Raw genomic sequence first — 12,137 nt, forward strand, 5'->3', positions numbered from 1 at the left:
AGACCTTAATACAAGGGGAAGGAGGAGAAGCTTATGGATGATAAGCAGATATTAGATTTATATTGGGAGCGCTCCGAAGCTGCTATATCCGAAACTTCAAAAAAATACGGAAAGTATTGCAGATATATAGCCTCTAATATTCTTCACAATGACGAAGATAGCGAGGAATGTGTAAATGATACTTATTTAAGAGCTTGGAACAGCATACCGCCTAACCGTCCATCTGTCCTAAAAACTTTTTTGGGGAAGATTACTCGCAACTTATCTTTGGACAGGTACGAACTGCTCAATGCAAAGAAACGTAATGGCGGGCAAATGTCATTGATTTTTGATGAAATACAAGAGTGCATACCATCGTTGGATAGTACAGAAAACATTGTTGAAGAAATTGCTCTAACGGATATTCTCAACCGCTTTCTTTCTTCCCTGTCATTAGAACAGCGAAAAATCTTTATGAGAAGATATTGGTATTTATCGCCCATTAAAGAAATTGCAACGGAATATGGTATGAGTGAGAGCAAAATCAAGATGTCATTATTTCGTTCAAGGAACGAACTTAAAAAATTATTAGAGAAAGAAGGTATCTCTGTATGAAAGAAAAGAAACTTTTAAGGGCATTGGGAAATGTCGATAATCAGTATATTAAGGAGGCTGAACCTATGAAAAAAACAAGTAAAATTACTAATCGGCAAAAATGGGTGTCGGTTGCTGCTTGCTTCGTACTCGTTGTTGTGATTGGAGTGGGAGTTTTTCAAAGCAATCTGTTTGGTACAAAAAACGATATTGCCACGCTGGATGGTGGAGAAACAATTACTTTTGTTAAAAATGACTTATCACAATCTTCAATTAACTTAAATGTAACAACAAGACCTTTGAGCAATGCTGAGATTGAAATGCTTTTTGCAGACCTGCCTGTTACCGCAGATGCTTACTTTGATGCTGACAATCATAATATTCTGGGTTTTGAGGGAAAAATTGGTGATACAAGAATGGTAGTATCTAAACAGGGTGTAAATCTATTAGATACTATCATTGATGGAAATACAATCACTTCAAGTGTAGACGGCGTTGATATCGATGCAGGATATTTCGTAACAAAGTCAAATAGTCAAGGTATCAAAACCGTAATATATTATGCAACCTTTGATATGGGAGAGAACACTATTTACGTAGAGTATTCTGGCGTTGAAAATGAAAGTGAAACTGTAAAAAACAACTTGGTAGACACAATTTTGAAGTTGATTGAGAACGGTGCATTTGATTTGAGCCAAATCCAAGAATAATTTGCAAATTTCATATACTAAGAACTTGATGTAACGTCTATACCCTTAAAAATATTTGGCTTCGGTATGTCAATATCGCTATGTTATTATAATGTGTATGCAAATTTGTACGACAAGGCAAAGCTAACAGCATTGTATTATTCATTATCAGGAAGAGTGGCTATCAGGCTTGATGAACTGATTGGGGGCTAAGTTATGAACGACGACAATGAAAATGTGTTGATTATTGCATATAACTTGTTCTGCACCATACTAATACCAGCAGTAATAGTATTGATAGGAATTTGGTCTTTGGAGTCGGAGAGCGATTTCACACATGGACGAACAGGAGGATTGCCGATGGGGGCATTGACTGTATTCGTTCCAGAGGTTATATTTGGTTTGAAGTGGAAAATGAAAAGGGCGTTTACAATTTCATGCTGTATTGCGTGGTGTATCTTCCTTCTTAAGATGGCACATTATTTCTTTGCTGTGGTTACAAATGCATCAATTACATATTATGGAACGGTGTGCATTGTGCTATTTGGATTAATGTGGAGTATAGTCATGGAATTGAAGCAGGAATTAAAAGAATACATTTTGGAGTTTCCACAGGAATATTGGCTTGTTCCTTGTTCTAATAGTTCGAGATATAACAAGGTGTTTCGCTTTATATGGTTAGTAGGCGTCGTTTTAGGAACGATATTTTTATTAATGATTAAATGGGGGATGAGTCTTTGATAAAAGTTATATTTTATTTTTTGCTTGTAAGTATAGGAGCAGGTTTGGTGCAGATGAAAATACCGCTGTTTGGTCGTCATAGCAAGCGGTGGGAAGAACAAAATTATGCACAGCGGTTTGGCGGTATCTTTTTTCCGGCATTCATTGCGCTTGTAGTTATCTTTTTATTTAATGAGTATAAGACGGCTCAATTACCCACTTTGAATGAAGAAATGCTGATGAATGGAGCGGAGTATTGTTTGGTAACTGATCTGAATGAGATAGGAGATGCGGATTATGCTTATGAGATAAAAAGCGGAAGCTCACAAGAGGAGATTTGCGGAATTATATCAAGTATATGTATAGACTTAAAAGGGGAAGATGATTTGGTAAATGCCAGATATGAAAACGGAGAATATATTATCATCAGCAATGGCATAACAATAGGACGGGCCGTCATAAATGACAAAGCAACAATAGATTTATTGAAGATATACTTTTATAACCAATAAAATGAAACTGTTTGTAAATATGAAACGATATTAATCAATTCAGGAGGATTACATCATGGAACGAGTAGCTAAATTTTTAAAAGAAGCAGAGACATATTATTTGGCAACAGTAGAAGGCGACCAGCCAAGGGTAAGACCTTTTGGAACAGCACACATTTTTGAAGGAAAGTTGTATATTCAGACTGGCAAGGTAAAGGATGTTTCAAAGCAGATTCACGCAAACCCGAAGGTAGAAATTTGTGCATTTAAAAATGGCGAGTGGCTTCGTGTAGCCGGAGAACTTGTAGAAGATGACAGAAGAGAAGCAAGACAGTCTATGCTTGATGCTTATCCATCTTTACAGAATATGTACTCAGCAGATGATGGAAATACCGAGGTATTCTATTTCAAGAATGCAACAGTCACATTCTCATCATTTACCCATGAACCGGAAATAGTGAAGTTTTAAAGGATAGCTGAAGATGGCAAAAAGTAAGAAAACTAAAATACATAAAAAGATTGATGGTCAGATTTTACAGATGAACAAACAATTTAGTAATCTAAAGATGAAGCAGAAGGATAAGATTACAGAATGGGTGTATGAAGAATACAAAAAGTATGTAACAGAGCATGATAAAGTACCTGATTTACTGGCAGATGAACAGATTGTTGAAGCTGTACTTGATAAGATAAATGAGGCACAAATCTGGATACCTGATGGAGAGATATACGATTATTATCGAAAAAAGAAACCACAACTTCAAAAGAGGCTGGATAATGAAAAGGTAATTAAGTTTAAATCCTATGTCAGCTTTTATAAGAGTATTGTTGATCAGGACAGGGCATCCGTTGTTATATGCAATCTCAAACATGAGATTATCTACATGAATCCGGCAGCTGTTACCAGCTATGCGAAGCGAGGCGGAGATAAACTTATTGGAAGAAGTTTGTTAGATTGTCATAGTCCGGAATCAAGAGATAAAATACAGCAGGTAGTGGACTGGTTTGCAGCAGATGAAAGCCATAATATCGTTTATACTTTTCATAATGAGAAACAGAATAAAGATGTTTACATGGTGGCACTCAGAGATGAGAGTAAGCTGATAGGATATTATGAGAAACATGAATATCGAAATTCAGAAACCATGAAACCATACAATTTGTGGTGATGATATGACGAAGGATGAATGGTATAGGCAGTTGTTATACTGATGGCAAAGTCAAAAGAAGGTGCTCAGAGTGGGATTCTTTAAGAAAAAGACAGTTATAAAGACATATGATAAAGAAAATAAGAAACCAGTAATCAAGGCAAGCATATGTAATGGTGAGCAGGTTGCAGGCTTTAAGGACATTCATACAGGTAAGATAGAGGAGGTTATGCTGATTAAAAATCAGGCAGACCTTGATGCGTTCAAGAAAATGTATGGAATATATGGAGAGATAGAGAAGGAATATTGATATGAGCATATTAGGAAATATACTTTGGTTTATATGTGGTGGATTGTTGAGTGGACTGTCGTGGGTTTTGGCAGGTCTGATATGTTGTATAACAATTATCGGAATTCCTTTCGGAAAGCAGTTTTTCAAAATTGCTAAATTGTCTCTGATGCCATTTGGGGCAGAGGTAATATAATAAACAGGCAGGTAAGAAAGATGTATTTGATTAAGACAGTAAAAGGAGATATAACAAAAGTAACAGATGTGCAGGCAATTGTTAATGCAGCAAATAACTCTCTTCTTGGCGGAGGCGGTGTAGATGGTGCGATTCATAGAGCCGCAGGACCGGAACTTCTGGCTGAGTGTAGGACACTTCACGGATGCGTGACTGGAGAAGCAAAGATAACAAAAGCCTATAATTTACCATGCGATTATGTTATTCATACTGTAGGACCGATATGGAATGGAGGCAGAGATAGAGAAGAGGAGCTTCTTGCTAACTGCTATTTTAATTCTATGAAGCTGGCAATGGATAATGGAATCAGGTCTATTGCATTTCCTTCAATATCAACGGGAATATATAGTTTTCCTGTTGAGTTGGCAGCAAAGATTGCGGTACATACAGTAAACCGGTTCTTGCAGGATAATCCAGATTGTTTTGATCTGGTGGAATGGGTGCTATTTGATACTCATACTGAATCAGTGTATGAAGATGAGGTTGATAAGATATATTAAAAGATTAATCGGTTTAAGATTGGTTTAATAGGGTCAAATATAAAACTTCATGGACGAAGGAGGAAACAGAGATTGAGCTGTCTGACCTGGCAGTAAATGATATGGTTTCAATAACAATTGCAGGAGAAATTCAGGAAACATACCCGGCACGCATAATGAACGTGATAAAGGTGCAGCTGCTGGGGGAAAATTTACATTGACATATCCAGAAAAATACTTATAATAGACATATCGCATAAAAATGCGCGACAGTTCGTTTGTACCATCCTGTCGTTAAATAAAACCAGGGCTGCTAAGAAGACTTTTTATGTAATTTAGCCCTGTAGGTGTGTATACATTTACAGGGCTTTCTATATGTGCTCACAGTGGGGCACGTTCTTTTCTAAGCAATTCTGTTTTTATTCCCAATAAATTAGAGGAGAAACTAAAATGTATTATTTAAAAACCGAGAGCAGCTTTGATTCTGCACATTTTCTGAAGGGGTATGACGGAAAATGCAGGAATCTTCATGGTCACCGCTGGAGAGTTGTTGTTGAAATAGCAGCAGACCAGTTAAAGGATGAGGGTCAGACAAGAGGAATGCTTGTGGATTTTTCTGATTTAAAAAATGCTTTGAAGGATATCTGTGATGATTTTGACCACAGCCTGATTTATGAAAAAGGTTCTCTAAAAGGTGCGACAATTGCTGCATTACAGGCGGAGGAGTTTCGTATGATTGAAGTTGGCTTCAGACCTACTGCGGAGCATTTTTCAAAATATTTCTATGAGCTGATGAGTGCAAAAGGCTTTCCAATCCACAGAGTGGAAGTATACGAGACACCTAATAATGTAGCAGCATACGAAGAATAAAGGAAAGAAACTAATATGAAAGTTGTTGAGAAATTTATAAGTATTAATGGAGAGGGAAGAAGAGCCGGAGAATTGGCGGTGTTTATCAGATTCAAGGGTTGTAACCTGAATTGCTCCTACTGTGATACAAAGTGGGCCAATGAGCCAGCTTGTGATTACGAGGAGCTGTCACCAGATGAGATTTGTGAATATGTCAGTGAGACAGGCATTAAAAATGTGACGCTGACAGGGGGAGAGCCTCTATTACAGAAGGATATCAGGAGTCTAGTAGAAAAATTATTGAACAAATCGGACATTCGAGTAGAGATTGAAACTAATGGAGCGGTTGATATTGCTCCCCTTGCCAATGCATTTTCAAAAGAAAAACTTAGCCTTACTATGGATTACAAGCTGCCATCCAGCGGCTGTGAGGAGAAAATGCTTCTCTCCAATATGGAAGCTCTAAGAAAGCAGGACACAGTCAAGTTCGTTTCGGGCAGCATTAATGATTTGGAATGTGCAGAGAAAATAATTGAAAAATTTCATCTGACAGAAAGATGCCAGGTATTCATAAGCTCAGTGTTTGGTTCAATTGAGCCAGTGGAAATCGTGAATTTCATGACCGGTAAAAGGATGAATGATTTGCGTCTTCAGATTCAGATGCACAAGGTAATCTGGAACCCAGAGGAAAGGGGCGTATAATGTGAAAAATCCTAATATCAAAGATTTTTCACATGCAAATTTGTGCTTTCAGCCCAAAGTTTGCGGGGTGAAGCAAGAATGGAGATTATGATGATAGATACGAAAGCGATTGAGGAGCATATTAGAGGGATTCTTGTTGCATTGGGCGACGACCCGGAGAGAGAGGGCTTAAAGGATACACCAAAGCGAGTTGCGAAGATGTACGAGGAGGTCTTTCTTGGGATGAATTACTCCAATCACGAAATTGCGCAGATGTTTGATAAGACATTTGAGGATGAAATTGAGGAGCTTGATACTTCTAAGGTTGTAGTTATGAAGGACATCGACCTGTTTTCTTACTGCGAGCACCATATGGCACTTATGTATGATATGAAGGCGACAGTTGCGTACATTCCTAATGGGAAGGTTATAGGCTTATCAAAGATTGCAAGAATATGCGATATGGTTGGAAGAAGACTGCAGTTACAGGAAAGAATCGGTCAGGATATTGCGGACATTATGGCAGAGATAACAGGAAGCGAGGATGTTGCGGTGGTGCTTGAAGGATATCACAGCTGTGTGTCGGCAAGAGGAATTAAGAAAAACAACACGAGAACAATGACTGTAGAGTTAAGAGGAAGCTTTAAGGACGATGCAGCATTACAAATGTATCTAAGATAGGAGAGATGAGTTATGAAAGCATTAGTATTATCAAGCGGTGGCGTGGATTCCACTACGGCACTGGCATTGGCAGTGAGCCGATATGGAAAGGACAATGTAATTGCTCTGTCAGTTTCTTATGGACAGAAGCACGATAAAGAAATTCAGGCGGCAAAGGCTGTTTCTGCATTTTACGGAGTGGAGCAGTTATTCCTGGATCTGAGTAAGATTTTTCAATATAGCAACTGCTCTTTATTGCAGCAGTCTACAGAGGAAATTCCAGAGGAGAGCTATGCCAGGCAGATTGAAAAGACGGAGGGCGAAAAGCCTGTAAGCACCTATGTGCCATTTCGAAATGGACTGTTTCTTTCATCGGCGGCAAGCATTGCACTAAGCAAGGACTGTAGCGTGATTCTTTATGGCGCACATGCAGATGATTCAGCCGGTTTTGCCTATCCAGACTGTTCACCGATGTTTAATGATGCTATGAATCAGGCGATTTTTGAGGGCTCAGGACATCAGTTAAAGGTGGAGGCGCCATTTGTGAATATGACTAAGGCGGAGGTGGTGAAGATGGGCTTAGAGCTTAACGCACCATACGAGCTTACATGGTCCTGCTATGAAGGAAAGGATGTGCCTTGCGGCAAATGTGGAACCTGTATCGACAGAGCGGCTGCATTTGCAGCAAATGGGGTAAGTGACCCTGCAATAAAATAAAAATTGGAGAAAGCTATGAGAGAAAAAGAGAATTTAACATTATTAGGCAACCAGCAGAACAATTACGAGACAGATTACAACCCTGGCCTGCTTGAAACATTTGTAAACAAACATCCAGAAAATGATTATTTCGTGAAGTTTAACTGCCCGGAATTCACAAGTCTCTGTCCAATTACAGGGCAGCCTGATTTCGCAAACATTATTATTTCGTATGTCCCAGGCGAGAGAATGGTGGAAAGCAAGAGCTTAAAGCTGTACCTGTTTTCATTCCGTAATCATGGGGATTTTCACGAGGACTGCGTGAACGTGATTATGAAGGATTTGATTAAGCTGATGGAGCCAAAGTATATTGAAGTGTGGGGCAAATTCACACCACGTGGTGGAATTTCCATTGATCCATACTGCAATTATGGAAAGCCAGGAACTAAGTGGGAAGATGTGGCATTCAACCGTATGGCAAATCATGATATGTATCCGGAGAAGGTGGATAATAGGTAAAATAACATTACTAAATTTCGTGCAATGCACAAAAACCAGAAGAGTGTTGTAAGGTAATAAAAGATTAAGCGATATTGTATGAATTTACTTTTATACAATATCGCTTTTATATGTTAGAAGAATCATCCGACGGAATTATTTATCCCAGTTAAATGAATAAGAAACAGCTTTTTTCCACATTCTGACTTTGGAATCACGCTCATTCTGGGTAATTTCAGGGTCAAATGTTCTGTCTACAGACCAGTTCTTTCTTATGTCATCGGTACTTTTCCAGTAACCAACTGAAAGTCCGGCAAGGTAAGCCGCACCCATGGCAGTTGTTTCAACACATACAGGTCTGTTTACAGGAGCACCGGATATATCAGCCTGCATCTGCATAAGAAGATTGTTAGCACTAGCTCCACCATCGACCTTAAGAGAAGAAAGTTCTATGCCTGAATCTGCTTTCATTGCAGTAAGAACATCGTTTACCTGATAAGCGATTGATTCAAGAGTGGCGCGTATAATGTGATATTTGTTGACACCACGGGTTATTCCTAAGATAGTACCTCTTGCGTACTGGTCCCAGTATGGCGCGCCAAGTCCTGTAAATGCGGGAACAACATAGCATCCATTGGTATCGGGAACCTTTCTTGCCATATATTCTGAATCCTGTGAAGAATCTATAAAATGCATTTCATCACGAAGCCACTGGATGGCAGCTCCGGCTACATATATTGAGCCTTCAAGGGCATAGTTCACTTTACCGTCAAGTCCCCATGCAATAGTAGTAACAAGACCATTCTTGGAAAAAATAGGTTTTTCTCCTGTATTCATAAGAAGAAAGCAGCCTGTCCCGTATGTATTCTTGGCCTCTCCTGCATCAAAACAAGTCTGTCCGAAAAGCGCAGCCTGCTGGTCGCCGGCAGCGCCTCCGATTGGAATAGGACAGCCGAAGAATTCAGCGGAGGTCTCACCGAATATACTGCTTGATGGGACTGCCTTTGGAAGCATGCATTTTGGAATATCAAGCTGGGCTAATATATCGTCATCCCATTCAAGCGTGTTAATATTAAAAAGCATTGTTCTTGATGCATTGGAATAATCTGTGGCATGAACCTGACCTTTAGTAAGTTTCCAGATTAACCATGTTTCAACTGTTCCAAAAAGAAGATCTCCTTTTTCGGCACGCTCACGGACACCTTTAACATTATCAAGAATCCATTTTAACTTGGTTCCAGAGAAATATGCATCAATAACAAGACCGGTTTTATTACGGATTGTTTCGGTAAGCCCTTTCTCTTTAAGAGAATCTGCGTATTCTGAAGTTCTTCTGCACTGCCACACAATAGCATTGTATACGGGTTCACCAGAATGTCTGTCCCATACAACTGTTGTTTCACGCTGGTTGGTTATTCCTATTGAGGCAATATCTGACGCATTAGCACCTACATTTGCAAGAGCCTGCCTGGCAACTTCCAGAATTGTTGACCAGATTTCATCTGCATCATGTTCGACCCAGCCGGGTTTTGGAAAATATTGTGTAAATTCTTTCTGTGCAATACTGCACATCTCACCACTTCTGTTGAAAAGAATACAGCGGTTGCTTGTTGTTCCGGCATCAAGAGCCATTATGTATTTTGCCATGTTAAAGTCTCCTTTATATAATTTTTTAAACATATCCGGTTGATAGTTATTTTATATTTAAATTATTGTTTTATCAATGTAATAATGATAAAATGAAAAAGGTATTTTGAGCAACGTGGGTTTATAAGATATTGAGGGTATAAAGGAGGCAGCTATGGTAGACATGAGCAGGTACAATAAGTTAAGGATTAACCCTGATAGATATAATTATGATCTGACTACAAATCTTCCATTAAGAAGAACTTTCTGGAGAATAGCTGATAAAACAGTACTTTTTGATAACAAAACATATTGCATACTGGCGATAGATATAGAGAATTTTCACCTTATTAATAAGTGGTATGGTCGTGAAACTGGTGATGAGCTTCTTATAGAGATTGGAGAAGCTCTTAAGAGTATAGATGCCGGGTATGGAACAATTTCCGGATATATGGGTGGAGATAATTTCTGTGTTATATTTGAAGAGAACGATGATGTGATTAATCTAATCAGAAAAAGAATATCAGGTATTGTTAACGGATACAGGGGGCATGATATTACAAGGGCATATTATGGTGCATATAAGACTGCAGATAAGGATATAACAACAGGAGAGATGTGTGATTATGCGTATGGTGCACTAGAGATAGCAAAACAGCGCCCTGATAAGGATATCTGCTGGTATGATGAGAGTATGACAAGGGAACAGGAAGCAGAAGCTAAGCTTATGCCAGAGATATGCAGCGCAATGGATAATGGAGAATTTACATTTTATCTTCAACCCAAATGTATATTAGAGACAGGTAAGATTATTGGTTCTGAGGCACTTGTGAGATGGATAAGTCCTGAGAAAGGATTTATTTCACCAGGACAGTTTATACCAATGCTTGAAAAAAACGGATTCATAAATAAACTTGATGTGTATATATGGGATAAAGTATGTCAGACTATAAGAAGATGGCTTGATGAGGGAAGAACAGTACTGCCAATATCAATAAATGTTTCGAGAGCAGATATATACTCTATGGATGTTGTAACAATACTTAAAGACATGATTGAAAAATATAATATTTCAACAGAGTATATTGAAATAGAGATTACAGAGAGTGCATATGTGGAGAATGGTTCAGTAATTAAGGATACGGAGAAGGCATTTAAGAATGCGGGCTTTAAGATTCTTATTGATGATTTTGGAAGCGGATATTCATCACTTAACATGCTTAAAGATATTGATGCAGATGTTCTGAAACTGGATATGAAATTTCTAGACCTTAATCCGGAAAATAATGATAAAGGTGTAAGCATTATAACGGCAGTTCTTGATATGGCAAGACAGCTGGATCTTCCTGCTATTGCTGAGGGGGTTGAGACTGATGAACAGCTCAAGCTGCTTGAACTTTTAGGCTGTGAATATGCACAGGGATTTTATTACTACAGACCTATGTCTATAAGTGACTATGAGAAGCTTGTTGATAATAAGGATAACGTAGCTGATAAGCTTATTATTTTAAGAACAAGAAAGAATGATAAGTCTTATCTTAAGGAGATAACTGATTACTTCTGGAAGATTGCAGATGTTGATCTGGATACGGGAGCATATCACTTTATAAGAAGGGCAGATGAGCCTGATTATGTTATGATACCAAGACCTAAGACTATTGCAGAATATGCAGACAGATATATTAAGTATGGTGTTATTCACCCGGATGATGTTTCACTTTACAAGGAAGCTATTAATCTTGACAGAATTAAGAAACAGCTTGATGATGGGAAAGAAAGAGGAACATATCAGATAAGATATAATATGGATGGAGCATACAAATGGTATGTATTTGAGGTTACTAAGCCAACAAATTATTCTGAGGATAACAGGAGAGTGCTTTTCACATGGAAAGAAGCTGATTATCAGGCAGGTGCAAGAGAAGATGCAATGGATATTGTATATGATACATTTATTAAGATACTCAGGGCTGATTTTCTGCATGACAGATATGAACTTATAAAGTCAACCCAGGAGGACATAATAAGAGATGCCGGATTATCAGGCAGTATTAAGGAATATATTGACAAATATATTGATATGGGAGTAGTTCACCCTGAGGATGCCGGGGCATATAGAGATTTTGTCAATCCGGACAAGGTGCTTGAACATTTCAGAAATAATAAAAAATCACTGAGATTGAGACACAGACGGCTTCTTGATGGCGAGTATAAGTGGGTGGAGCTGGTAGTATCAAAGAGTAAGGATTACAGTGAAGATATACCCGTGTTTATATTTTATCTCAGGGAAGTAAGATATATATATGAAGATACGATGGTTTCCGAAATAGAGAAAAAGAAACCGACGATATATTCGCAAGGGAAATAGTAAGCAATATTAATGATGCAAAGAAACGGGAGATGGAATTGTGGGTTCAAGCCGCAAAAGAGAAGTAACTATGTTAAACAATAGTAACAATTGTTATTATGAATAACTTTACAACCTTTTCTTTCAATGATATTA

Annotated in this window: 16 protein-coding genes; 15 read left to right on the forward strand and 1 reads right to left on the reverse strand. The window is 38.3% G+C overall.

Annotation, left to right across the window (positions count from 1 at the left end; translation table 11 throughout):
- The first annotated feature begins 33 nt into the window (after positions 1 to 33).
- The 14 genes from DW963_RS03130 to queF all read left to right on the forward strand — a co-directional run bounded on the left by DW963_RS03130 (position 34) and on the right by queF (position 8,029).
- Positions 34 to 594: an RNA polymerase sigma factor gene (locus tag DW963_RS03130; protein WP_012740429.1), complete on the forward strand. Its 561-nt coding sequence runs from the start codon at positions 34 to 36 to the stop codon at positions 592 to 594.
- Entirely contained in the window at positions 591 to 1,283 is a 693-nt protein-coding gene (locus tag DW963_RS03135; RefSeq protein ID WP_117913805.1) for a hypothetical protein, read from the forward strand. The genes DW963_RS03130 and DW963_RS03135 overlap by 4 nt, the downstream gene beginning before the upstream one ends.
- A gap of 195 nt (positions 1,284 to 1,478) precedes the next feature.
- A complete protein-coding gene (locus tag DW963_RS03140) occupies positions 1,479 to 2,003 on the forward strand; it encodes a hypothetical protein (RefSeq protein WP_012740426.1) in 525 nt (174 codons plus the stop codon).
- Positions 2,000 to 2,494: a hypothetical protein gene (locus tag DW963_RS03145; protein ID WP_242865558.1), complete on the forward strand. Its 495-nt coding sequence runs from the start codon at positions 2,000 to 2,002 to the stop codon at positions 2,492 to 2,494. Before DW963_RS03140 ends, DW963_RS03145 begins: the two co-directional genes overlap by 4 nt.
- 55 nt (positions 2,495 to 2,549) lie before the next feature.
- A complete protein-coding gene (locus DW963_RS03150) occupies positions 2,550 to 2,942 on the forward strand; it encodes a pyridoxamine 5'-phosphate oxidase family protein (RefSeq protein ID WP_022098304.1) in 393 nt (130 codons plus the stop codon).
- A gap of 13 nt (positions 2,943 to 2,955) precedes the next feature.
- Complete coding sequence (locus DW963_RS03155) at positions 2,956 to 3,642, forward strand: PAS domain-containing protein (RefSeq protein ID WP_117913806.1); 687 nt, start codon at positions 2,956 to 2,958, stop codon at positions 3,640 to 3,642.
- A 70-nt stretch (positions 3,643 to 3,712) separates the two neighbouring features.
- The gene (locus tag DW963_RS03160; RefSeq protein WP_022098306.1) at positions 3,713 to 3,931 is read left to right on the forward strand and encodes a hypothetical protein; all 219 of its coding nucleotides are present in this window, start codon (positions 3,713 to 3,715) and stop codon (positions 3,929 to 3,931) included.
- Between the two features lies 1 nt (position 3,932).
- The gene (locus DW963_RS03165) at positions 3,933 to 4,106 is read left to right on the forward strand and encodes a YccF domain-containing protein (protein ID WP_012740421.1); all 174 of its coding nucleotides are present in this window, start codon (positions 3,933 to 3,935) and stop codon (positions 4,104 to 4,106) included.
- Between the two features lie 20 nt (positions 4,107 to 4,126).
- A complete protein-coding gene (locus DW963_RS03170) occupies positions 4,127 to 4,645 on the forward strand; it encodes an O-acetyl-ADP-ribose deacetylase (protein ID WP_012740420.1) in 519 nt (172 codons plus the stop codon).
- Positions 4,646 to 5,074: 429 nt separating this feature from the next.
- Entirely contained in the window at positions 5,075 to 5,494 is a 420-nt protein-coding gene (queD, locus tag DW963_RS03180) for a 6-carboxytetrahydropterin synthase QueD (RefSeq protein WP_012740419.1), read from the forward strand.
- A gap of 15 nt (positions 5,495 to 5,509) precedes the next feature.
- On the forward strand, positions 5,510 to 6,175 hold the full coding sequence (queE, locus tag DW963_RS03185) for a putative 7-carboxy-7-deazaguanine synthase QueE (RefSeq protein WP_117913807.1): 666 nt from the start codon (positions 5,510 to 5,512) through the stop codon (positions 6,173 to 6,175).
- 87 nt (positions 6,176 to 6,262) lie between these two features.
- Complete coding sequence (gene folE / locus DW963_RS03190) at positions 6,263 to 6,835, forward strand: GTP cyclohydrolase I FolE (protein ID WP_041689039.1); 573 nt, start codon at positions 6,263 to 6,265, stop codon at positions 6,833 to 6,835.
- A 12-nt stretch (positions 6,836 to 6,847) separates the two neighbouring features.
- Positions 6,848 to 7,531, forward strand: a complete 684-nt coding sequence (queC, locus tag DW963_RS03195; protein ID WP_012740416.1) for a 7-cyano-7-deazaguanine synthase QueC — start codon at positions 6,848 to 6,850, stop codon at positions 7,529 to 7,531.
- 15 nt (positions 7,532 to 7,546) lie between these two features.
- Positions 7,547 to 8,029, forward strand: coding sequence for a preQ(1) synthase (gene queF / locus DW963_RS03200; RefSeq protein WP_022098312.1), 483 nt, complete (start codon positions 7,547 to 7,549; stop codon positions 8,027 to 8,029).
- A gap of 135 nt (positions 8,030 to 8,164) precedes the next feature.
- Here queF and glpK read toward each other — a convergent pair whose 3' ends face one another.
- Positions 8,165 to 9,655, reverse strand: coding sequence for a glycerol kinase GlpK (gene glpK / locus DW963_RS03205; RefSeq protein WP_117913808.1), 1,491 nt, complete (start codon positions 9,653 to 9,655; stop codon positions 8,165 to 8,167).
- Between the two features lie 154 nt (positions 9,656 to 9,809).
- On the opposite strand from glpK, the gene DW963_RS03210 reads away from it, so the two are divergent.
- Positions 9,810 to 12,002 (forward strand): putative bifunctional diguanylate cyclase/phosphodiesterase, encoded by a 2,193-nt coding sequence (locus tag DW963_RS03210; RefSeq protein WP_117913809.1) that lies wholly within the window; start codon positions 9,810 to 9,812, stop codon positions 12,000 to 12,002.
- The last annotated feature ends 135 nt before the right edge of the window (positions 12,003 to 12,137 follow it).

This window comes from Eubacterium sp. AM46-8, from assembly GCF_003466705.1.
GTDB lineage: Bacteria > Bacillota > Clostridia > Lachnospirales > Lachnospiraceae > Lachnospira.